The organism is Vibrio sp. 1557 (assembly GCF_033340175.1).
Taxonomy (GTDB): Bacteria; Pseudomonadota; Gammaproteobacteria; order Enterobacterales; family Vibrionaceae; genus Vibrio; species Vibrio alginolyticus.
The window spans coordinates 38,373-60,838 of the sequence record NZ_JAWOVZ010000002.1 but is presented as its reverse complement, the minus strand read 5'-3'; the positions used below and the strand labels follow the sequence as shown (position 1 = coordinate 60,838).

The window sequence follows — 22,466 nt, the reverse complement described above, 5'->3', positions numbered from 1 at the left end:
ATGTTTGTTTTGATTTCCACATTATTATCTATCGCTATTTTAGCCGGAATATATCACTTATCTTCTAAACGAGAGCAGCAACACGCGCGTAAATATCAGCTGTTAACATTATTGCGAGATGTTGTTCATCTGCTGAGACGCCATCGAGCTGCGACGCACTACTCACTTCAATTTCAACAAAATAACGAACAAGAATTAGAAGTCCTTCATAACGATCTCACCAACAAGCTTCATCTTTTAGTCGAAACCTCACGGTTTGAAAACAAACCCATGTATCGCGTATTACAGATTAAAGTAGGGAAACTACTTGAACAATGGGATGACCATAGTGTTGCAAGAAACCAGATGGAGCATGGTAAGTTGATTCGTCATTGCTTGTTCTTGATGGATGAAGTAACCATCGCATGGCTAGCGGTTGAGCAAAGAGATGACTTGCATAATGAGTATCACATGAACTGGCAAAACATTATGGATAGCTTGGAGACCCTGACTCAGTTACGAATCAGCATTCAAGATTTAGGAGAACAAGGCGGAAATGAGCGTTTCAAAAACTATGCATCGGTCATGATGCGTAAGCTAAACCAACTAGCGGTTATCGCTCCACTTAGCATTACCTCTCCTGCTTCCACGCGCTCAATACAGACGCTAAATGAATACGTGACAGGGAGTCATGTCGACTTAACAGAAGCAGAGCTTTATGGCGTCACATCGGACTTGTCATTGACCATCTTCAATACTTACGACCATGTCCTTTCAGATGTCGTAGAGTCATTATATCTACCGTTACCCAGACTCTCGCTAGCAGGATAAACGTTCCATACCTTATTATTGGTGCTAGGTCCGTCGCCGACTTATAAATAAAAACAAAAAAACCGCAGGCCTAAGGCACTGCGGTTTTCATTTATTCAACTTGTCAGCGCTTAGCTGTCGTCTTCCGTGAAGTTCGTTGGTAATTGCTTTTTCATTTCGTTCCAGATCAACGCACTTTCCATACCATAATGACGAATCACTACTGGTAGTTGCTCACGCTGGCCACTTTCACAAGTTTCGAGCAATTGATGGTAAAACTTCAGAGCTAGCTCACGAGAAGCTGGATTTGAGAAGTAGTAGCTACCGACACGATCGTAGAGCTTCTTCAAACCATTAAAGATCAAACCGTAAATTTGATTTCCTGAATGGAATGCTAGGCGCTGGAAAAGCATATAATCGTAAAAGTTGAACGTTTTAGCAATCAAGATTTCTTGACGCTTCGCTTCATCTTTCTCGTTATCTTCTTTCACATTCTGCAGAACTTTTTCAGCATACGGCGAAGAAGCGATGAATTCGTCCCAGGAAGCCGCATTCATTAAAGCTTCACAAGATTCGATTACGTTCTTAATTGTACGCTCAGAGCTCTCTTTGTTCGCTTTAAATGCATAGCGCATAAAGATAGGACTGATGTTAGTACGTGCCGCAAGCAGATCTTCTACAATGTTTGTCGCATTATCAACGTCTAGCGTCATTAAAGTATCCAAAATATGCAGACCAGAGGTCTCCATAAATTGGTTAACTTTCGTAGGTTTGCCGTGCTGGATAGTCAGCCAGCCATCACGGGCTAGTCGTTGAAGAACCTCTCTTAAAGTCGTTCGAGTAACACCAATCAGTTCGGACAGCTCGCGCTCAGCAGGTAAAATTGAGCCTGGAGGAAAACGGCCGTTCCAAATGCTCTCGATAATATATTTTTCTGCGAATCCCGCAGGGCTTTTCGCCTTTATGACCATTCTACTTTTTATCCAATATTGATTTCTGAGGGTCGATAGTACTCATCATACCACTACTTAGCGGTTTGAGAAAATTTACGATCAATAGTGGAAACGACTCCATAACATAGAGTTAATACTCTATATGTTGTGTCAATTTAAGAGGCTCTAACATGCGAGCGAAAGCAGTAAAATATGAATTTTCATTTAATTAAACAGCTCACAAATCTCGGAGAAATAAAGACAACCGTGTCACATTTTTATATTCAAAATATGAAAAATTACTTTGTATATCACAGTTAATATTCTTTCTTAATTTGCCTTTTCTCGTCACTGGCCGTCATTTAAAATCCAAGAGGATTTTTTTAAGACTTTCATGGTATAGTAACGCCGTTTTGATCGCGTTATTACATTTAAAAAGTCATTTTAGTCGGTAGCATCACGTTTTGTTATTGACTAATAAATGCCTGAGTGTAGAGTTTGCGGTCGAAAGTGAGCGGTGCTTGAGTTCAGGGGAAGTAACTTGGCAAGACTACAATAAACAAAGGATTGTTGTTTTACTAAGTTATTGTTTTTAAAGACTAGTTAATAAGTCTAACAAACAGATACTTAAGCACTATTGTAGTGTCTATTCATAATTTTGTTATAAAGAGAATTATCATGCCGATATCGCTCGGAAACGCTTTTATCAAGAACTTCCTTGGTAAAGCGCCTGATTGGTACAAAGTTGCCATTATAGCCTTCTTAATAATTAACCCGATTGTATTCTTCCTAATAAACCCATTTGTAGCTGGATGGTTGTTGGTCGCTGAATTTATTTTCACGCTAGCAATGGCATTAAAATGCTACCCATTACAACCTGGCGGTTTACTTGCTATTGAAGCCATTGCTATCGGCATGACTAGCCCTGCGCAAGTTAAGCACGAATTAGTAGCAAATATCGAAGTACTGCTACTTCTGGTATTTATGGTTGCGGGCATCTACTTCATGAAGCAGCTATTGCTGTTCATTTTTACCAAGATTTTACTTGGCATTCGCTCTAAAACCCTACTATCACTCGCGTTCTGCTTTGCCGCGGCATTTTTGTCTGCATTTTTGGATGCCTTGACGGTTATCGCCGTTGTTATCAGCGTGGCGATCGGCTTTTACTCTATCTATCACAAAGTAGCGTCTGGTAACCCTATCGGTGACCATGACCATACACAAGATGACACGATCACTGAACTAACGCGTGATGACTTAGAAAACTATCGTGCCTTTTTGCGCTCTTTGTTGATGCATGCTGGTGTAGGTACTGCCTTAGGTGGCGTAACCACGATGGTTGGTGAACCTCAAAACTTAATTATTGCAGACCAAGCGGGTTGGTTATTTGGTGAATTCCTAATCCGTATGTCTCCAGTGACACTACCTGTATTTTTCTGTGGTCTCATCACTTGTGCTTTAGTTGAAAAGCTTAAAGTGTTTGGCTACGGCGCAAAGCTTCCTAACAACGTTCGTCAGATCCTCGTCGATTTTGATCGTGAAGAGCGTAAAACGCGAACAAATCAAGATGTCGCAAAACTCTGGGTTCAAGGTCTTATTGCGGTTTGGTTGATAGTCGCACTCGCTTTGCACTTAGCGGCTGTCGGCTTAATTGGCCTTTCTGTGATCATTTTAGCGACCGCATTTACTGGTGTCATTGAAGAGCACTCCATGGGGAAAGCGTTTGAAGAGGCCCTGCCCTTCACTGCACTGCTTGCAGTATTTTTCTCGATCGTTGCTGTAATCATTGACCAAGAGCTGTTTAAACCAGTCATCGATGCGGTGCTTGCCGTTGAAGATAAAGGTACTCAGCTAGCTCTGTTCTATGTGGCGAATGGCTTATTATCTATGGTGTCGGATAACGTGTTCGTTGGTACGGTTTACATCAATGAAGTAAAAACTGCACTCATTGAGGGTCTCATTACTCGTGATCAATTCGACTTACTGGCGGTGGCAATCAATACTGGTACTAACCTGCCTTCTGTTGCTACGCCAAACGGTCAAGCGGCATTCCTATTCTTACTCACATCGGCTCTCGCTCCATTAATTCGTCTGTCTTACGGGCGAATGGTTATCATGGCGCTGCCTTACACCGTCGTTCTTGCGATTGTCGGTCTAATGGGAATCATGTTCTTCCTAGAGCCTGCAACAGCTTCTTTCTACGAAGCTGGTTGGATTTTACCTCATAGTGGTGATCTGACTCCCGTAGTATCCGGTGGTCACTAAAATTTGAGTTGATTAGGAAACTTATCCACGATAAAAAGCTCTGAGTATTCAGAGCTTTTTCTATTTCAGACAGGAACAAAAACGTGACTATTTTAAATTCACTTAACCAGTTTTCAAAGGGACGTTTATCGTGGCTACTGCTTCTGCTATTCGTCGTTTTCTTTGAAGCATGTGCCCTCTATTTTCAGCACGTCATGATGCTTGCACCATGTGTCATGTGTATTTATGAAAGAGTCGCGATGATGGGAGTGGGCGTCGCTGCAATGGTTGGTATATTGGCACCCAAGAACCCAATTTTCCGCTGGCTAGGTTTGATAGGCTGGGGATTAAGTGCTTACAAGGGTTTGTTACTTGCGATGCAGCACGTTGACTACCAGTTTAATCCATCACCATTCGCGACTTGCGATTTATTCGTCACATTCCCTAGCTGGGCTCCGCTCAATCAGTGGGTTCCTTGGATGTTTGAAGCATATGGTGATTGCTCTAAGGTTGTATGGCAGTTCCTTGATTTATCAATGCCACAATGGTTAGTCGTAATTTTTGCAGGCAATTTAATCGCTTTGGCATTAATTGTAATTGCACAATTCTTCCCTGCAAAACGCGTTAATCCAATTCGTTAATCCTACTGACGCGTAAAAATTAACAAAAAGCCGACCATCTGGTCGGCTTTTTGTTAAGTGGATAGCGCGGCGATTCGACTTAGCCGCGTGATTGACCACAGCACTGCTTGAATTTTTTTCCGCTCTCACAAGGACAGAGATCATTGCGCCCGATACCTTTGAATGGGTTTAGGCTTTGAGCTTTATTGCCTACCATCAACTCATCCGCGCCCAGCGCGACTTCACCGACCATTAAATCAAGCTGGTCGACTAAATCTGTCAGGGCCGGTGGCGTTTCAATACCTGCGTCGCGCATCTGTTGCTGCGTTGCTGGCTCATCGATCGCCAGCATCAAAGTGGTCAGTAATGCTTGCAGCATACGCTGTAATCCATCATTGAGCTCAACGTCTTGCCACTGTTCTTCAATCATTGGCCAAACAGACATAAAGCCTTCGGCAAAATCAGCAAGTTGTTCAGGTTCTTTGCCTGTTAGCTCTAGCACGGAATATTCGTTTCGTTGAATTCGGTTATGCTGCTTGTGAATTTGCTCTTCCACAGCTGGTTGAATCGCTTTGAATCCCTCACCTAATAGCGGCTCTAACCACTTTTCAGGAGCGAGTGGTTTTGTCGTCAGATTCGCAGCTAACACTGCGCCTTCGATAAATAGGCAAGATTCATCGACGTGAACTTCACCTTTTTCAATCAATGTGTATTGCATGACATCTGGTTTCCCATAAATTTGGCGGCATTATACCTCAGAGCTCAAAAGCACGTAACCTAACGTTGTGTGTTTGACTGCATTGGGCGCTTCGACTCTTTTAATGACAAACTTAACTTACATCGCTACAATCGCCCTCCTTTTTACCACCAAACTGTATTAGGCAAGCTATGCGAGTTGTACTAGGCCCAATGGAAGGCGTTTTAGATCATTTGATGCGCCAAATCCTGACCGAGATAAACGACTATGACCTGTGTGTTACGGAGTTTGTTCGCGTAATCGACCAGCTATTACCCGATCATGTGTTTCACCGTTTATGCCCAGAGCTGTTGCAAGGTTCTCAGACTGCATCTGGTGTGCCAGTACATGTGCAATTGTTGGGACAAGAACCAAACTGGATGGCTGAGAACGCAATTAAAGCGGCAAATCTTGGCGCCAGAGGTATTGATATAAACTTTGGTTGCCCAGCCAAAATGGTCAACAAAAGTAAAGGTGGAGCAGCGCTACTCCAACATCCAGAGCTCATTCACCGTGTTGTTAAAGCTTGTCGAGAAGCAGTTCCAGAAGCCATTCCCGTAACTGCAAAAATTCGTCTTGGCTGGGAGAACCCTGAAGATTGCTTTGAAATTGTCGATGCCATTCAGTCTGCTGGCGCAAATGAACTGACCGTACACGCACGTACTAAACAAGGTGGTTATAAAGCTTCTGAGATAAAATGGGATTACATCAACCAAATTCGTGAACGTTTTGATATCCCACTGATTGCGAATGGCGAAATTTGGAATTATGAAGACGGTCAACGTTGCATTGAAACGACTGGCGTTAGCTCTTTGATGGTGTGCCGAGGCGCTTTCAATATCCCTAACTTAGGCAATATGGTAAAACATAACCACCAGCCAATGTCATGGCCCGAGGTGGTTGAGTTGCTCATCTATTACTCCAAGTTTGAGATGAAAGGCGATAAAGGCTTGTATTACCCAAACCGCGTAAAACAATGGTTCTCTTACTTACGTCAGGCTTATCCTGAAGCAAAAGACCTATTTAGAGAAATCAGAACGTTCAACAAAGCCGCACCAATTGTTGAGCATATTCAACGCTACCGCGATGACTTAAACTCTCAGGTTGCATAACTCCCGAACACAAAAAAGGACGAATATCTCGTCCTTTTTTGTATCTAAATCCTAGTAACAGATCTTATTTTTGCCGGTACTTTTGGCTTGATATAACTTTTCATCCGCCGCTTTAAACAATTCATCAAAGTTTTCTACTCGGCTCTCTTTACTAAACACCACACCGCCAGAGATCGTAAAGCCTTCTTTCGTTACGCGTGTCGAGCGCTCATCTATGGCCTTTTTTACTCTGTCTAAAATGAGTTTAATGCCCTCTGAATCTTCGTCATAAATCGCTAAAACGAACTCTTCGCCACCAAACCTTGAGGCAACATCGGTATGGCGAATATTTTCACGTATACATTTTGCAACAAGCTGAATTGCAGAATCACCGACATCATGACCATAGGTGTCGTTGATCTTCTTGAAGTTATCAATATCGAACACTGCTAAAGCAACCTGTTTTTTTGTCATCTTATTACGCCACACGGTTTGCATACCTCGACGATTCAATAAACTGGTCATTGGGTCTCTTGCTGCCAGTTCTTTAAAGTAACGTCGCTCGCTATGCATATTCACATAGAACAAGACGACGGTACTCAGCACGTAAATAAATAGTGCGACAATAAGGCTGTATTTTTCAAAAACCGCTAGGTTCTTAGCTTCATCCCAAAGGTTGTACTCGTAGTACATGCTGTGATTCGCACTCAATCGCTCTAATTCGACTGGTTTGATTCGTGTACTGTTTGAAGGAATGGATTGTAAATTGGAAACCAAATGAAACTGACCAACAAGACCTAGCGACGAAGCCATGAGCGTATTGATGTCAAAATCAATAGACAAAACACCTTGGTGTTCTCCTTTCTCATAGACGGGTACCGTCATACTAATGACTTGACCTTCCATCGAGTCCAACACTGGCCCTGGTCCAGCCAAGGTAATGTTCACTTTATCTTGCGCGGTTTTTTGCCAAAAAGGTCGGGCTTTTAGCGTTGACAAAAGTTCTCTCGTGAAATTTTTTGCGTAGGTATCGGGTGAGGAGATAACGTAACCGCGTTTGTCAATGTAATGGATTCCAACAATGTGCGATTCAATATCGTGCAGAAATGACAAGGACGGCGCAAAACCCGCCTTTTGTTCAGCTAACTGGTTAATCGTTGAACCTTGCTGGCATAAGCTTTCGTCCCCTACGATCATATAATCAAGGTCAACCGCAGGTAACCCTTCACTATAAACACTTTCGAGTAATAACACATCTATAGGCCAAAGATAACAAAGCCCTTCTTTGACTAAAGAATTATGTTCTTCAAACAGTGGGTTAGCGTAATTGGTATAGTTGGTGAAGCTGTAATCTAAAGCCGTGAGTACTTTAATACCGCGAGACATTGCACGCTCGATACGCGAATACTCAGAATCGATATAGCGGTTAACCGCATCATAGTAATTTTTCGTTGTCACGAGTAAAACCACTACAAATAACGCCAGAGGAAAAAAGATGACAAATGAGAGGCTAAATCGCCTTTGGTTTACCATTGAGTACCATACATATGAAAGGTCAATAGTCTCTTATGACTGCTATTAAATTGATACTCGTTATCTGGTGACGCATGCAATGCAGCACCAGATAACAAGAGACCAAACAAATGTGTGCGCGCTGTTTGAGACCGTTTATATATTAAAGGAGTTTAATCAATATAGAGTGTGGTGTCACTTTAGTCGCCATAATTTGCAGCTCTGTGCAGACATATTGACAGAGATATGACCTTTATAATCAACCTGTTCTGTGTCATCTAACAACGATATAACTTGGCTAACCTCCAAGCCCAGTTGCCACATAGGTAAATCGATTGAACATTCATTACCACTGAGATTAATCATTACAACGACTGCTTCACGACCCAGTACACGTGCGTACGCCAACTGGTTGTTAGTACAATGAAGCCATTGAATACAGCCCGACTGTAAAGGCTTACATTGTTTACGTATCTTGATCCATTGTTGGTAAAGCGATAGCCATTGTGAACTTTCAATTTCATTCCAAGGAAAACAACGACGATTATCCGGGTCTAGCCCTCCTTCTAGACCGACCTCACTCCCATAGTAAATACAAGGCGTGCCAACGTAAGTCATAAGCATTGCTAGCGCGATGTTCATTTTACGCTTATCACCATCAACCAATGTGATAAACCGAGCAGTATCGTGACTATCGAGTTGATTTAGCTGCGATAGCTGATTCGAAAATGGGATTTTTGCTCTGGCTTCGTCCAACCATACTTTAAACTCCAAACCATCAATGTTGATTGGATCGTACATAATGTCTTGTCGTGCGATAAAAGCTCGGACTGGATGAGCAAAACCGTAGTAGTTCATCGCCCCATCCTCTTGATCACCTTGCAACCACTGCGTTGCTTCAAAAAAGTGCTCACCTAACACATAAGCATTCGGGTTTACCGACTTAGTTGCATGACGAAACGCTGCCACATAATGAGCATTGTTTTTCGCGCCGTCCCCTTCGCCAAGCATATGGATTACATCAAACCGCCAGCCATCAACCAAGTACGGTGGCTTCAGCCAATACTTGATGACAGAATCTTCACTTTGGTAGATGTAGTCGCGCACCTGTTCATTTTCGAAGTTCAGAACCGGTAAGTTACCAATGCCTTTCCAACCAATGTAGTGATTGGTTTCGCCTTCGAAAAAGTAGTAATCACGGAGCTTTGACTGCGGATTGCCATATGCTCCTTCTCCTTTTTGTTGGATATCAAACCAAGGATGATGCACTGACGTGTGGTTAAACACCGCGTCTAAGACAATCTTCATATTCTTACCACGGATTTTCTCACACAGTTCAGCAAACTGATCGTTGGTGCCGAACATAGGGTCAACAGTGAAGTAATCAGTGGTGTCGTATTTATGATTACTTGGTGAAGAAAAGATCGGATTAAAATAAAGCGCAGTAACGCCGAGCTGTTCAAGATAGTCCAACTTTTGCTCCACACCTTTGAGGTCGCCGCCAAAGAATTCACGTGCCCCGGTATTTTGGTGAGAGCCTACCGCGTCTCCCCACGCCTTGACGACCGATGCAGAATCATACTGAACATAAGCGTGGCGAATATCAGACTCACTTTTACTAGCAGAAAAACGGTCAGGAAAGATTTGATAGAAAACTTGCTCTTGGACCCAGCTTGGTGGTTGATGCTCTACATTCAACTTAAAGTGGAACTCTTTGGGTGGAATACGCTTTTGTACGCCTCGTGCATCGAGCCAGTATTGCTGTCCGTCTTTGAGGAGCTTAAACACATAATGTGTGACATCTCGATCTTGATTTGGTCGAAACGATGCCTCCCATAGTAATAATTCACCAGCTGTTCCTACTTGAGCCATATCGACCAGATATTCTTCATTGTCCGGCTCAATACGCACATAGACGGAATCAAAATCCAATGTCTCGGTTTTCAGTCTGACTGTAACTTGCTCGTCATTAAAAGCTAAACCATCAATAGTTTGACTATGAAAAATAAATGGCAGGTTCATTATGGGCACTCCTCGTCATCGGATATGCCACTATGTTATTGAAGAATTAGAGACAAGAAATCCTCCCTGCGAGTTGACATATCAGCCAATTTTCGCAAGGAGGATCACACTTAGTAGGCGTAGTGACTTGTCGGATACCGCTTAGTTCAACAAAAGACTGTCATCTGCCAGCTCTTCACCACGCACTTTGGAGAACATATCCAACAAGTCTGGTACTTGCATGTTAGCGCGCTGCTCTCCAGCCACATCAAGCACAATTTCACCTTGGTGAAGCATTACGGTCCTATCGCCACATGCTAATGCGTCTTTCATCGAATGCGTCACCATCATCACGGTTAAATCGAACTCATCGACAATACGTTTAGTTAAGTCGATAACAAACGCCGCCATACGAGGATCAAGCGCAGCCGTGTGTTCATCAAGCAACAACAACTTACTCTCCGATAACGTCGCCATCACAAGGCTAACGGCTTGTCGTTGTCCACCAGACAGCAACCCAATGCTATCGCCCAAGCGGTCTTCTAAACCAAGACCGAGGATGCTAATTCGCTCTTGGAACAGCTTGCGACGTTTGGTAGAGAGCGCCAACCCCCAGCTGCGTTTTTTACCACGCATGTGCGCGAGAGCCATGTTCTCTTCTATCGTCAGTTCACCACAAGTCCCGGCCAATGGATCTTGAAACACTCGGGCGCATTGCGTTGCACGTTGGGCAACCGTCTGCTTGGTGACGTCTTTGCCATCAATGATCACCTGACCACCTATCATCGGCGTCTCACCTGTCACCGCACCAAGCAACGTCGATTTTCCTGCGCCATTAGAACCAATCACGGTAAGAAATTGATGCTCTGGAACCTCTAAAGAGACGCCTTTCAATGCACGATTTTCCAAAATCGTCCCAGGGTTGAACGTGACCTGAATATTATTTAGTTCGATCATAATGCCTCCCCAGAACCATTTTTTGATGCCGCTTGTTTAGCATCAGTAACGCGTTGTTTCGCTCTCATGCTCTGTTTTAGCTTTGGAGCAATAAGCGCCACAGCCACCAATACTGCGGTAACCAGGTTGAGGTCTGAAGCTTGTAAACCAAACATGCCAGAGCTCAAAGCGAAAGCCACTGCAAGGCGATAAAGTACCGAACCGATGATGACAGCAAATACCGCAACCCAAATTTTTCGCCCCGGAATGAGGGTCTGGCCCAAAATCACAGCAGCCAAACCAACCACAATGGTGCCCACGCCAGAGGTCACATCTGCAAAGCTGTTCGTTTGTGCAAACAACGCGCCTGCGAATCCGACAAAACCGTTAGATAAAGCCAAGCCAAAGTAGGTATAAAAGCCAGTGCTCGCCCCTTGCGCAGAAACCATACGCGCATTCACACCCGTGGCTCGTAAACCAAGACCAAAGTCGCTGTTCAGCAGGCGAATGACAAAGAAAGCGGAAAGAAGAACTAAGACCCCAACAACCAGAGGGCGAATAAACATCGCATCGCCCAATGCTTCAAACGGAGTGAGAATCGTATCCTCTCCAAGCAACGCCATATTAGGTTTGCCCATAATACGAATATTAATTGAAAATGCAGCGATCATGGTAAGAATGGAAGCTAACAGGTGTAAAATACCACACCGAACAGCCAGAAAAGCGGTTACCCACCCCGTCATACTACCAGCTATCATCGCCATTATTGTCGCAAGCCAAGGATTAATACCTGCGACAATCGCCGTTGCAGCCACCGCAGCTCCCATTGGAAAGCTGCCATCCACACTCAAATCGGGGAAGTCGAGAACACGGAACGTAAGATACACACCCAGAGCGACTAGGCCATAAATCAAGCCAATTTCGAGTGCACCAAAAAAAGCAAATGCAGACATAACTGCTCCTTTCTGCATGCTCAGGCTGGCTAATACCAACCTGAACGTAAGACTTCTAACGTATACTCCCCTTCTTCTCTAGCAGAATGCTCTACACGAGAAGTCTGGCGAGTATCAATTTTGGGGCAAGCCTCTACCAACCAGCGTGACGGTCTTTACCCCAAAAGAACGTTACTTATTGCATGCTTGTCGCACGTTCAACCACAGAACTTGGCAGCTTGATACCGAGCTTAGATGCTGCGCTTTCATTAATTACAAGGTCAGAACCCGTCGCGACTTTTACATCCAGCTTGCCTGGTTCTTGACCATCAAGAATCGCCGCCACATAATCCGCGGTTTGTACACCAACCTGGTAGTAGTCAAAACCTAAGCCTGCAATTGCACCCTTTTCGACATACGACGTCGCGCCACCAAATACAGGTTTCTTCGCTTGATTCGCTGCCACAATCATCCCTTCAATCGCACTTGCAACTGTATTGTCTGTTGGGGCGTAAAGAATGTCTGATTTCGCTGCAATCGCTTGAGTCGCAGACTGAACATCAGCACTTTTTAGTGCGGTCGCTTCAACCACTTGTATGCCTTTTGCTTTTGCGCTTTCTTTTAGTAATTCAACTAAAGTCACGGCATTAGCTTCACCGGGATTAAATACAACCCCGATGCTTTTCACCTGAGGAAGAATTTCTTGGATGAGATCGACATGCTGAGCAACGGGTGAAAGATCAGACAGGCCAGTTACGTTTTTACCTGGTTGTTCCATCGACTTAACCAATTTCGCACCAACCGGATCTGTTACCGCAGTAAAGACAACAGGAATAGAGCGAGTAGCCGACACCAAAGCTTGTGCCGAAGGTGTCGCGATGCCAACTAACACATCAGGATTTTCGCCGACGTACTGACGGGCAATTTGCACCGCAATCGCTGGATTACCCTGTGCGGTCTTATAATCAAATTCTAGATTTTTGCCTTCTTCGTAGCCTTTCGCTTTCAAACCATCAAGTAACCCTTGGCGCGTCGCGTCTAACGCCGGGTGTTCGACAATCTGTGAAACTGCGACAGTTGCAGTGGCGGCCAGTACATTGGTAGAAGAGAAAATAGCAGTAGCTGATAGAACGGCAGTGGCTAATAAACGTTTCGTTTTCATCATAACTCCTTGATGTGACTTCGTCCTTGTTTCACGAGCTTTCAATATGTGTATCGACTCGTGAATTCAAATGTTTGAAGGCGGTATTGTTGTGTTCATATAACTGTGCACTTCTTGCGCATCTTGTTTTTATTATTACTACTAAGTCTTAGTAAAGAAAAGAAAGATTTAACACTAAAGCAACATTTGTGATCGGGGGGACTTCTTCATCCGGAAAGAATCTTTGGTAAACAAAGCTTCGCTCGCTTCATCAACGACCGTCAAAGTAGGTAATAGAGGCAGGATCAAAAATGGAGCGGCCAGTGCACACTCCATTTCAAACAATTTAAATTAGAACCAACGCTCTAATGACGATTTATCGAGCTGGCGAAACGCTCGGTTCAATATTATCGCAAGCTCTTTGTAACGAGGGCGAGCTTTGACAGGCTCTAATGCAAAACCTGTTTCCACAATTTTTTGATGCAACTCCCGATACCAAGAGGCCAAAGAAGGCGGCAATTTCGTGTTGGATCGAGCACCAAGCCACCAAATGCCTTGAAGTGGCAAGCTAATCGCAAACAAGGCGACAACAATGGATTGAGGTAACGCGTGGTAATTGTTGAATGCCATTTGAGTGAGTACGCTGATCGCAGCAACGGCCGGCATGACTTTAATGCCAAAGCGAGTCGCCTTAATGATACGCTGTTCCGGAAATATGGCGCTTAGCTCTTTACGAACCGGCCAGATCTCCATGTAATTCTGGCCATCTTTCAGGCTATGGATCAATCCGACTTTATTACTCATACCGTTCTCTCACTAAAAAATAGTTGAACATTTCAACTGAAGGTACAAAAAATTGATGAAAGTTAATATTCTTTCAAATTTTTTTTGTTATCATTGCTTATTATCGCTATCCTTTGCAGACCCTCAATCTCATTGTTGCTGTTATTTACAATTTAAGCAACTCCGAGATATCTATCTGCACGGATCGCATCATAGTGATGGAAGGGTTCATCACTATTTCTTTATATGGAATTAGAACAATTTTTGACCAGGATTAGTACGCAGCCTTCTGGGTATCGGCTATTCTTGTGATTAATTTTTCATTCTTTAACTGATTTTTTTATCAGACGAATAACAGGTAGTCATACATGTCTAAGCTAGTTTTAGTTTTAAACTGCGGTAGTTCTTCTCTTAAATTTGCCGTTGTTGATGCCGAGAACGGCGACGAGCACTTGTCAGGTCTTGCTGAGTGTCTTCACCTTCCTGAAGCTCGCATCAAGTGGAAACTTGATGGCAAGCACGAAGCTCAACTAGGCAATGGTGCAGCTCACGAAGAAGCACTAGCGTTTATGGTAGAAACTATTCTTGCTTCTAAGCCAGAGCTTAAAGCTAACCTAGGCGCAATCGGTCACCGTATCGTTCACGGCGGCGAGCAGTTCACTCAATCTGCACTAATTACTGATGAAGTTCTAAAAGGTATTCAAGACGCTGCAACATTTGCACCTCTTCATAACCCTGCTCACATCATCGGTATCGAAGCGGCTAAGAAAAACTTCCCAGAGCTGAAAAACGTTGCTGTATTTGACACTGCGTTCCACCAAACTATGCCTGAAGAGTCTTACCTATACGCTCTTCCATACAACCTATACAAAGAACACGGTATCCGTCGTTACGGCATGCACGGTACTTCTCACTTGTTCATCACTCGTGAAGTTGCAGGCCTACTAAACAAACCAGTTGAAGAAGTAAACATCATCAACTGTCACCTAGGTAACGGCGCATCTGTATGTGCGATCAAGAACGGTCAATCTGTAGACACGTCTATGGGTCTTACTCCACTTGAAGGTCTGGTAATGGGTACTCGCTGTGGCGACATCGACCCTGCTATCGTCTTCCACCTACACGACGCTCTAGGTTACTCTGTTGATCAAATCAACACGATGCTAACTAAAGAGTCTGGTCTTCAAGGTCTAACCGAAGTGACTTCTGACTGTCGTTTCGTTGAAGACAACTACGGTCAAAAAGAAGAAGCAACACGCGCAATGGACGTGTTCTGCCACCGTCTAGCTAAATACGTTGCTGGCTACACTGCTTCAATGGAAGGCCGTCTAGACGCAATCACTTTCACTGGCGGTATCGGCGAGAACTCTGGCCCTATCCGTGAAATGGTTCTAAACCGTCTTGGCATCTTCGGTATCGAAGTAGATAGCGAAGCTAACCTTAAAGCTCGCTTCGGCGGCGAAGGCGTTATCACGACTGAAAACAGCCGTATCCCTGCAATGGTTATCTCTACTAACGAAGAGCTAGTCATCGCTGAAGACACTGCTCGCCTGACAGGTCTTTAATTGAATTCCTGGCTAGCCACTCGGCTAGCCAGATTTTCATTCAAACGAATTTCTTAGGGGCTCAACTCCTATTCTTCGAGCTTCATGGAATAAGAGTTGAGCTTTTATCCCCCAAATAGCTAAAGGTACTCTACGAATGTCTCGTACTATTATGCTTATCCCTACTAGCGCAGGCGTTGGCCTAACAAGCGTTAGCATGGGTGTTCTTCGCGCTATGGAGCGTAAAGGCGTTAAAGTTTCTTTCTACAAGCCAATCTGTCAGCCACGTTCAGGTGGTGATCAGCCAGATCTGACTTCAACTATCGTTGGTCGTAACAGCGATATGAAGATCGGTGAACCAATGGCGATGTCTGTTGCTGAAAGCCTAATCGGTAACGACAACATGGACGAGCTGCTAGAAACCGTTGTTGAACGTTACAACCAAATCAACAAAGACGCAGACGTTACGCTAATCGAAGGTCTTGTACCTACTCGTAAGCACCCATTTGCAAACCAAGTAAACGCGGAAATCGCGGCAACACTTGGTGCAGAAATCGTGCTAGTTGCGACTCCAGGTACTGATAACCCTGCGCAACTGAAAGAGCGTATCGAAGTAGCATGTTCTAACTTCGGCGGCACTAAAAACAAAAACATCTCTGGTGTTATCATCAACAAGCTAAACGCTCCTGTTGACGAAGCTGGCCGTACTCGCCCTGACCTATCTGAAATCTTTGACGATGCAGACAGCGCGAAACAAAACGAATTGAAAGTGATGGAAATTTTCAACACTTCTCCAATTCGTGTACTAGGTTGTGTGCCATGGAGCATTGATCTGATTGCGACTCGTGCAATCGACATGGCTAAACACCTGAAAGCAGATATCATCAACGAAGGTGACATCAACACTCGTCGCATCAAGAGCATCACTTTCTGTGCACGTTCTCTGCCAAACATGATTGAGCACTTCAAACCGGGTTCTCTACTTGTTACTTCTGCAGACCGTCCTGATGTTATCGTTGCTGCTTCTCTTGCTGCAATGAACGGTGTGGATATTGGTGCAGTACTGCTAACTGGCGGTTACGATATCCCTAGCGAAATCGAAGGCCTATGTAAACCAGCATTCGACACTGGTCTACCTATCTTCAAAGCACAAGGTAACACTTGGCAAACGTCTCTAAACCTACAGAGCTTCAGCATCGAAGTACCTGCAGACGATAAAGAGCGTATCGAGTTCATCAACGAACACGTTGCTGGCCACATCGACGGTAACTGGATCGAGTCTATGACTGAAGGCACTCAGAAGTCTCGTCGTCTAAGCCCACCAGCGTTCCGTTACCAGCTAACTGAACTTGCTCGTAAAGCAGGTAAGCGTATCGTTCTTCCAGAAGGTGACGAACCACGCACAGTTAAAGCAGCGGCAATCTGTGCTGAACGCGGCATTGCAGACTGTGTACTTCTAGGTAACCCAGATGAAATCCGTCGCGTAGCGGCTCAACAAGGCGTTGAGCTAGGTACTGGTGTAACCATCATCGATGCAGATGCTGTTCGTGAAAACTACGTTGCTCGCCTAGTTGAGTTGCGCGGTGCGAAAGGCATGACTGAAGTTGTGGCTCGTGAGAAGCTACAAGATTCAGTATTCCTAGGCACAATGATGCTTGAGAACGACGAAGTTGACGGCCTAGTTTCTGGTGCTGTTCACACTACGGCGAACACTATCGTTCCTCCGTTCCAAATCATCAAGACGGCACCAAATGCGTCTATCGTATCTTCAGTATTCTTCATGCTTCTGCCTGATCAAGTACTGGTTTACGGTGACTGTGCAATCAACCCAGATCCAACTGCTGAACAGCTTGCTGAAATCGCTATCCAATCTGCCGACTCTGCAGCAGCATTCGGTATCGAACCACGCGTTGCAATGATCTCTTACTCTACTGGTGAATCTGGTAAGGGTGCAGACGTTGATAAAGTACGTGAAGCAACAAAACTGGCTCAAGAGAAACGTCCTGATCTTATCATTGACGGTCCTCTACAGTACGACGCTGCTATTATGGAAAACGTTGCTGCTTCTAAAGCACCAAACTCTCCAGTTGCAGGTAAAGCGACAGTATTTGTATTCCCAGACCTAAACACGGGTAACACAACTTACAAAGCGGTACAACGTTCAGCTGACCTAGTATCTATCGGTCCAATGCTGCAAGGTATGCGTAAGCCTGTAAACGACTTGTCTCGTGGCGCGCTAGTAGACGACATCGTGTACACCATCGCTCTAACAGCTATCCAAGCAGACCAAGAAGCTAAATAATAGCTTCTTACATCTAGTTGGATATAGATACAAAGCCCTCGATTCGTCGAGGGCTTTTTCTATTGCTGGCCAGAACACTTATTTATTTTTTATACCAATCACTGCACAACCTATAATTACTGGTGCACAAAGCTTTTCTCCCTATCGCCCTCCATACCTAATCGACATTGCTCGTGCTTGTTCTTACACCGATTGACCCACTCCCCAAAATGCATTGGCTCCAAAGCAGCACGGTCCCTGTTCAATTTATCGACATTATTTACGTTTTAGCTAAACTTTTTTGCTAGGAAATACGTAAAAGCTACTGCAATGCACAAACTCATTGACTGCTAAGGAATATATATGAAGGATTTCATCAATACATCACTGATAAAGTTTGGTTTAGCTGCGTTTCTGATTAGTTTTTCTTCATTCAGCTTTTCCGCCCCGAGTATTAAAGGCGTCGATCAAGATATGTCCGGAGGAACGGTGACCGCTGAAATGGCTCATGCTGATGACAATGGGTGGATGGTTGTCCACCGAACAGACGAATCAATGAAGCCTGGTCCTGTTATCGGCTACGCTCCGTTAAAAATGGGAAAGAATGAAAACGTAAATGCAATTTTGATGGAACCAGTAGAATCAGGCGATATGCTGATGTTAATGGTCCACGGAGAGAAAGGTGGCATGAAGACTGGTGTGTTTGAGTATACGCTCGGCGCTAAAGAGGACGGTCCTGTAAAAGTGGACGGAAAGCTAGTGATGGACATCGTACGCGCTAAGTAGGGTGGCGATGAATGAAAAAGTAAACTTCCTACTCCCGGTATTTAGATGACACAAAAGTACTCAACGGCATTGCTAACCGTTAAGTACTTTTTCATTTGCGATGGAAGCAGCAAACTAGCCAATCCTTTCTCTTCCATGAGGAGTATTTAGGTCTAAATCAGGCCCTTTTGGTACAACTTGCGTCGGATTAATCCCAGTGTGGCTGAAGTAGTAGTGGCGTTTAATGTGATAGAAATCCGTCGTGTCTTCAACGCCTTCAACTTGATACAACTCTTTTAAGTAGCCTTGTATATTTTCGTAGTCTGCGATGCGCTGCTTGTTACACTTGAAATGCCCCACATACACCGCATCAAAACGAATAAGAGTCGTAAACAAACGCCAATCAGCCTCAGTAATTGTGTTCCCTGCTAAGTAACGATGCGTCGCTAAGTGAGCATCGATTTTATCTAACGCATTAAACAAAGAATCAAACGCTTCTTCATACGCCTCTTGTGTAGTCGCGAAGCCACAACGATACACTCCGTTGTTGACATTCGGATAAACAAAATCGTTCCACTCATCAATAACGTGTTTTAGATGATCTGGATAGTAGTCGTCGTGATTCCCTGTTAACGCATTGAATTCCGAATTGAACATGCGAATGATCTCTGACGACTCGTTTGACACAATAGTATTGGTCTTTTTATCCCAAAGTACAGGCACGGTTACGCGGCCCGTGTAATCGGGTTTGGCCTGCGTGTAAATTTGATACATGCGCGTGTGACCAAACAATGGCTCAGGAAGCCCCATTTGCCAACCTTGGCTGAGCATATCAGGGCAAACGACCGTGACATCAATATGTGGTTCTAAACCTTTCAGCTTGCGGAAAATGAGGGTTCGATGTGCCCACGGACAAGCAAGAGAGACATACAAATGGTATCGACCGGACTCTGGTGTAAACTCCGCATCAGGGTCGTTTTTAACCCAGTTACGGAATCCGGCATCTTCGCGCACAAATTTGCCACCATTTGATTTTGTGTCATACCAGACATCTTGCCAAACACCTTCAACCAACTTACCCATGATTGCTCTCCTCTCGTTCTGTTTGTGTCTATATTAGCGTTTCCTATCAAACAGAGAATCATCGAACTTAGGACATCATGTTCAAGAAATTCGAATGTATAAATCAGACACATAAAAAAAGCGCGACCCGATGAAGGTGTCGCGCTTAAGCCCGTCACAGGCTGAATTTATACACTAACGTGTAAACAAGATACCGCGTGAACGTCATTACCTAAAATGGTTGGCTTTGTCTTCGCACACTCTTCGGTTGCTTGTGGGCAACGAGTGCGGAATACACAACCCGACGGTGGGTTGATAGGTGAAGGAAGATCACCCTCTAGCATTTGGATTTTCTTATTGCGCTCAATATCCGGGTCCGGGATCGGAACCGCAGACATCAGCGCACGCGTATATGGGTGCTTAGGATCAGCAAACAGAGCCTCGGCCTCGCCAAGTTCCACGGCATTACCTAAATACATAACTAAAACGCGATCTGAAATGTGTTTAACGACAGACAAGTCATGCGCAATGAATACCAGAGAAAGCCCTAACTCTTTTTGAATCTCTTTAAGTAGGTTAACCACCTGAGCTTGAATAGATACATCAAGCGCCGATACTGGCTCGTCACAAATGATCATCTTAGGCTTAAGGATAAGCGCACGCGCTATCCCGATACGCTGACACTGACCACCCGAGAACTCGTGTGGGTAACGGTTAATCACGTTAGGTAATAGGCCAACTTTCGCCATCATCTCTTTAACGCGATCTTTCACTTCCTGCTTAGACAGTTCTGGATAGAATGTCTCAAGAGGTTCAGCAATGATATCACCAACAGTCATACGCGGATTCAGCGATGCCAATGGGTCTTGGAAAATCATCTGAATTTCTTTACGCGTCTCACGGCGCTGAACGCTTTTCATTTTAGTAAGGTCTTGACCCAACCAAACTACTTGGCCGTCAGTAGCTTCAACCAGACCAATGATGGCACGAGCAAACGTCGATTTACCACAACCTGATTCACCTACTACACCAAGCGTTTCCCCTTCGTATAGTCGAACGTTCACGCCATCTACCGCTTTCAGGCTCGAAGGCTTTGACCACGGCCATGCCGACTTTGAGGCAATGCTGAAGTGAACTTTCAGCTCAGAAATGTCCAGAATTAGTTTTTTGTCTACTGCGTTCATTTGTTCCAAGCCTCCCATTCAGAAAAACATGCACGCTGACGACCATCACCAAATGGTGTCAGAATTGGCGCCTCGCGCTTACAACGATCCATCACACGGTGACAGCGCTCTTGATAAGGGCAGCCCGGCGGTAGACGAAGCAAGTTTGGTGGATTACCAGGAATGGTCGGCAGAATTTCACCCTCAGTATCGAGGCGAGGAATCGCCTTCAGCAGCCCCTCCGCATAAGGATGGCTTGGATTGTAGAAAATTTCGTTTACGTTGCCGTACTCCATAGTACGGCCTGCATACATCACCAGCACCTTGTCACACGAACCTGCAACCACACCAAGGTCGTGCGTGATCATGATGATCGCTGTGTTGAACTCAGATTTCAGCTCATTCAACAAGTCCATGATCTGTGCTTGTACCGTCACATCAAGTGCTGTTGTTGGCTCATCGGCAATAAGCAGTTTAGGACGACATAACAACGCCATCGCGATCATTACACGCTGACGCATACCGCCTGAAAACTCATGCGGGTACATCGTGATACGCTTACGCGCTTCAGGGATTTTTACCGCTTCCAGCATGCGTACTGATTCTTCAAATGCTTCCGCTTTGCCCATGCCTTTGTGCAGCATAAGCACTTCCATCAACTGATCACTCACTTTCATGTAAGGGTTCAGTGATGTCATTGGGTCTTGGAAGATCATTGCGATCTGTTCCGCACGCACTTTGTTCAGTTCTTTTTCTGGTAAGTTTAGGATTTCTTTGCCTTCAAACTTTGCGCTACCAGAAATAATACCGTTCTTAGCCAAAAGGCCCATGATTGCGAATACGGTTTGAGATTTACCTGATCCCGACTCTCCAACGATACCTAAGGTTTCGCCTTGGTTGAGAGAGAAGTTCAAATCGTTTACTGCGGTTACGATACCATCTTGCGTGGTGAATTCGACGCGCAGATCTTTGACATCTAATAAGCTCATCATTGCTTCCTTAATCTTATCTTTTAATTATCTGTCTTTTGGATCCAGCGCATCGCGCAGGCCGTCACCAACGTAGTTGAAGCAGAATAGCGTCACAACCATGAACACTGCTGGGAATGCCAGCTGCCAGATTGCTACTTCCATTGTCTGTGCACCTTCTTGTAGAAGAGCGCCCCAACTTGTCATTGGTTCCTGAACACCAAGACCAAGGAATGATAGGAATGATTCCGTTAGAATCATACTTGGGATAAGCAGCGTAGAGTATACCGCTACAATACCCAGTACGTTAGGTACGATATGACGAGTAATGATTTTCCAGTTGCTTACACCACACACATGTGCCGCTTCGATAAACTCCTTGCTACGTAGACTAAGAGTCTGACCACGTACGATACGCGCCATATCTAGCCATGCGATAGCACCAATCGCAACGAAGATCAGCATGATGTTACGACCGAAGAATGTTACCAGTACAATCACCAGGAACATAAACGGTACCGCGTATAAAATTTCTAGAATACGCATCATTACGCGGTCAACTTTACCGCCGATGAAACCAGATGCTGCGCCGTAGAGCGTACCAATCAGTACCGCTACAAATGCACCCATAACACCTACCATCAACGAAATACGACCTCCAATTAGCGTACGCACGTATAAATCACGGCCTAAGCTGTCAGTACCAAACCAATGGTCAGCATTCGGTGCAACGTGCATCGCGTACCAGTCAGTATCATCAAATGTGTACGGTGCGATCATTGGCAGGATAATAACGGCCAACGTCATTAGAACAAGAAGGAATAAGCTCACCATCGCCGCTTTGTTGCGCATGAAACGGATACGAGCATCTTGCCAAAGACTGCGACCTTCAATCTCCAAGTTTTCGGAGAATTTCTCAATCGCTTCTAGGTTTTCTTTTTTCGTTAACATAACCAAACGTCCCTG

General features: G+C 44.6%; 19 protein-coding genes. 7 read left to right on the top strand and 12 right to left on the bottom strand.

Annotated features, from left to right (window positions below):
* Nucleotides 1-810 (top strand): hypothetical protein, encoded by an 810-nt coding sequence (locus R7070_RS03535; protein WP_025767216.1) that lies wholly within the window; start codon nt 1-3, stop codon nt 808-810.
* A 110-nt stretch (nt 811-920) separates the two neighbouring features.
* Here the strand turns inward: R7070_RS03535 and fadR are convergent, their stop codons facing one another.
* Nucleotides 921-1,760 (bottom strand): fatty acid metabolism transcriptional regulator FadR, encoded by an 840-nt coding sequence (gene fadR / locus R7070_RS03530; RefSeq protein ID WP_005380824.1) that lies wholly within the window; start codon nt 1,758-1,760, stop codon nt 921-923.
* A gap of 639 nt (nt 1,761-2,399) precedes the next feature.
* On the opposite strand from fadR, the gene nhaB reads away from it, so the two are divergent.
* Together nhaB and dsbB are read left to right on the top strand one after the other, a co-directional pair.
* The gene (gene nhaB / locus R7070_RS03525) at nt 2,400-3,986 is read left to right on the top strand and encodes a Na(+)/H(+) antiporter NhaB (RefSeq protein WP_005380822.1); all 1,587 of its coding nucleotides are present in this window, start codon (nt 2,400-2,402) and stop codon (nt 3,984-3,986) included.
* 83 nt (nt 3,987-4,069) lie between these two features.
* On the top strand, nt 4,070-4,606 hold the full coding sequence (dsbB, locus tag R7070_RS03520) for a disulfide bond formation protein DsbB (protein ID WP_017821379.1): 537 nt from the start codon (nt 4,070-4,072) through the stop codon (nt 4,604-4,606).
* Between the two features lie 79 nt (nt 4,607-4,685).
* Here dsbB and R7070_RS03515 read toward each other — a convergent pair whose 3' ends face one another.
* Complete coding sequence (locus tag R7070_RS03515) at nt 4,686-5,303, bottom strand: YecA family protein (protein ID WP_132936844.1); 618 nt, start codon at nt 5,301-5,303, stop codon at nt 4,686-4,688.
* Nucleotides 5,304-5,473: 170 nt separating this feature from the next.
* Between R7070_RS03515 and dusC the strand changes: the two genes are divergently transcribed.
* Nucleotides 5,474-6,433 (top strand): tRNA dihydrouridine(16) synthase DusC, encoded by a 960-nt coding sequence (dusC, locus tag R7070_RS03510; RefSeq protein WP_005380816.1) that lies wholly within the window; start codon nt 5,474-5,476, stop codon nt 6,431-6,433.
* Between the two features lie 51 nt (nt 6,434-6,484).
* On the opposite strand, the gene R7070_RS03505 is transcribed toward dusC, so the two are convergent.
* From R7070_RS03505 to yfbV, 6 genes are all read right to left on the bottom strand, one after another.
* Nucleotides 6,485-7,945, bottom strand: coding sequence for a sensor domain-containing diguanylate cyclase (locus R7070_RS03505; RefSeq protein WP_005380815.1), 1,461 nt, complete (start codon nt 7,943-7,945; stop codon nt 6,485-6,487).
* Nucleotides 7,946-8,119: 174 nt separating this feature from the next.
* A complete protein-coding gene (malZ, locus tag R7070_RS03500) occupies nt 8,120-9,946 on the bottom strand; it encodes a maltodextrin glucosidase (protein WP_054729779.1) in 1,827 nt (608 codons plus the stop codon).
* A 141-nt stretch (nt 9,947-10,087) separates the two neighbouring features.
* Complete coding sequence (locus R7070_RS03495) at nt 10,088-10,882, bottom strand: ABC transporter ATP-binding protein (protein WP_005387275.1); 795 nt, start codon at nt 10,880-10,882, stop codon at nt 10,088-10,090.
* Nucleotides 10,879-11,814 carry an ABC transporter permease gene (locus R7070_RS03490; RefSeq protein ID WP_012841584.1) on the bottom strand — a complete coding sequence of 312 codons (936 nt, stop codon included), beginning with the start codon at nt 11,812-11,814 and terminating at the stop codon, nt 10,879-10,881. The genes R7070_RS03495 and R7070_RS03490 overlap by 4 nt, the downstream gene beginning before the upstream one ends.
* Nucleotides 11,815-11,989: 175 nt before the next feature.
* The gene (locus R7070_RS03485; RefSeq protein ID WP_017633858.1) at nt 11,990-12,955 is read right to left on the bottom strand and encodes an ABC transporter substrate-binding protein; all 966 of its coding nucleotides are present in this window, start codon (nt 12,953-12,955) and stop codon (nt 11,990-11,992) included.
* Between the two features lie 330 nt (nt 12,956-13,285).
* Complete coding sequence (gene yfbV, locus R7070_RS03480) at nt 13,286-13,738, bottom strand: terminus macrodomain insulation protein YfbV (RefSeq protein ID WP_005380809.1); 453 nt, start codon at nt 13,736-13,738, stop codon at nt 13,286-13,288.
* A gap of 347 nt (nt 13,739-14,085) precedes the next feature.
* Here yfbV and R7070_RS03475 point away from each other — a divergent pair, with 347 nt between their 5' ends.
* The 3 genes from R7070_RS03475 to R7070_RS03465 all read left to right on the top strand — a co-directional run bounded on the left by R7070_RS03475 (nt 14,086) and on the right by R7070_RS03465 (nt 18,328).
* A complete protein-coding gene (locus tag R7070_RS03475; RefSeq protein WP_005380807.1) occupies nt 14,086-15,282 on the top strand; it encodes an acetate kinase in 1,197 nt (398 codons plus the stop codon).
* A gap of 136 nt (nt 15,283-15,418) precedes the next feature.
* A complete protein-coding gene (pta, locus tag R7070_RS03470; protein ID WP_005380805.1) occupies nt 15,419-17,563 on the top strand; it encodes a phosphate acetyltransferase in 2,145 nt (714 codons plus the stop codon).
* A 342-nt stretch (nt 17,564-17,905) separates the two neighbouring features.
* Nucleotides 17,906-18,328: a hypothetical protein gene (locus tag R7070_RS03465; RefSeq protein ID WP_005380804.1), complete on the top strand. Its 423-nt coding sequence runs from the start codon at nt 17,906-17,908 to the stop codon at nt 18,326-18,328.
* 114 nt (nt 18,329-18,442) lie between these two features.
* Here R7070_RS03465 and R7070_RS03460 read toward each other — a convergent pair whose 3' ends face one another.
* From R7070_RS03460 to oppC, 4 genes are all read right to left on the bottom strand, one after another.
* Nucleotides 18,443-19,390, bottom strand: coding sequence for a glutathione S-transferase family protein (locus tag R7070_RS03460; protein ID WP_005380796.1), 948 nt, complete (start codon nt 19,388-19,390; stop codon nt 18,443-18,445).
* Between the two features lie 167 nt (nt 19,391-19,557).
* The gene (gene oppF, locus R7070_RS03455) at nt 19,558-20,571 is read right to left on the bottom strand and encodes a murein tripeptide/oligopeptide ABC transporter ATP binding protein OppF (protein ID WP_005387265.1); all 1,014 of its coding nucleotides are present in this window, start codon (nt 20,569-20,571) and stop codon (nt 19,558-19,560) included.
* Nucleotides 20,550-21,521: an ABC transporter ATP-binding protein gene (locus R7070_RS03450; protein WP_005380792.1), complete on the bottom strand. Its 972-nt coding sequence runs from the start codon at nt 21,519-21,521 to the stop codon at nt 20,550-20,552. Before R7070_RS03450 ends, oppF begins: the two co-directional genes overlap by 22 nt.
* A gap of 27 nt (nt 21,522-21,548) precedes the next feature.
* A complete protein-coding gene (gene oppC, locus R7070_RS03445) occupies nt 21,549-22,451 on the bottom strand; it encodes an oligopeptide ABC transporter permease OppC (RefSeq protein ID WP_017633861.1) in 903 nt (300 codons plus the stop codon).
* Between the last annotated feature and the right edge of the window lie 15 nt (nt 22,452-22,466).

What these genes read in the sequence shown, in the direction of transcription:
- R7070_RS03490 (WP_012841584.1), bottom strand. Translation starts at nt 11,814, where the DNA reads ATGTCTGCATTTGCTTTTTTTGGTGCACTCGAAATTGGCTTGATTTAT.
- R7070_RS03465 (WP_005380804.1), top strand. Translation starts at nt 17,906, where the DNA reads ATGAAGGATTTCATCAATACATCACTGATAAAGTTTGGTTTAGCTGCG.
- R7070_RS03505 (WP_005380815.1), bottom strand. Translation starts at nt 7,945, where the DNA reads ATGGTAAACCAAAGGCGATTTAGCCTCTCATTTGTCATCTTTTTTCCT.
- dusC (WP_005380816.1), top strand. Translation starts at nt 5,474, where the DNA reads ATGCGAGTTGTACTAGGCCCAATGGAAGGCGTTTTAGATCATTTGATG.
- nhaB (WP_005380822.1), top strand. Translation starts at nt 2,400, where the DNA reads ATGCCGATATCGCTCGGAAACGCTTTTATCAAGAACTTCCTTGGTAAA.
- oppC (WP_017633861.1), bottom strand. Translation starts at nt 22,451, where the DNA reads ATGTTAACGAAAAAAGAAAACCTAGAAGCGATTGAGAAATTCTCCGAA.
- R7070_RS03460 (WP_005380796.1), bottom strand. Translation starts at nt 19,390, where the DNA reads ATGGGTAAGTTGGTTGAAGGTGTTTGGCAAGATGTCTGGTATGACACA.
- R7070_RS03475 (WP_005380807.1), top strand. Translation starts at nt 14,086, where the DNA reads ATGTCTAAGCTAGTTTTAGTTTTAAACTGCGGTAGTTCTTCTCTTAAA.
- fadR (WP_005380824.1), bottom strand. Translation starts at nt 1,760, where the DNA reads ATGGTCATAAAGGCGAAAAGCCCTGCGGGATTCGCAGAAAAATATATT.
- R7070_RS03485 (WP_017633858.1), bottom strand. Translation starts at nt 12,955, where the DNA reads ATGAAAACGAAACGTTTATTAGCCACTGCCGTTCTATCAGCTACTGCT.
- yfbV (WP_005380809.1), bottom strand. Translation starts at nt 13,738, where the DNA reads ATGAGTAATAAAGTCGGATTGATCCATAGCCTGAAAGATGGCCAGAAT.
- malZ (WP_054729779.1), bottom strand. Translation starts at nt 9,946, where the DNA reads ATGAACCTGCCATTTATTTTTCATAGTCAAACTATTGATGGTTTAGCT.
- R7070_RS03495 (WP_005387275.1), bottom strand. Translation starts at nt 10,882, where the DNA reads ATGATCGAACTAAATAATATTCAGGTCACGTTCAACCCTGGGACGATT.
- oppF (WP_005387265.1), bottom strand. Translation starts at nt 20,571, where the DNA reads ATGGGAGGCTTGGAACAAATGAACGCAGTAGACAAAAAACTAATTCTG.
- R7070_RS03515 (WP_132936844.1), bottom strand. Translation starts at nt 5,303, where the DNA reads ATGCAATACACATTGATTGAAAAAGGTGAAGTTCACGTCGATGAATCT.
- R7070_RS03450 (WP_005380792.1), bottom strand. Translation starts at nt 21,521, where the DNA reads ATGAGCTTATTAGATGTCAAAGATCTGCGCGTCGAATTCACCACGCAA.
- pta (WP_005380805.1), top strand. Translation starts at nt 15,419, where the DNA reads ATGTCTCGTACTATTATGCTTATCCCTACTAGCGCAGGCGTTGGCCTA.
- R7070_RS03535 (WP_025767216.1), top strand. Translation starts at nt 1, where the DNA reads ATGTTTGTTTTGATTTCCACATTATTATCTATCGCTATTTTAGCCGGA.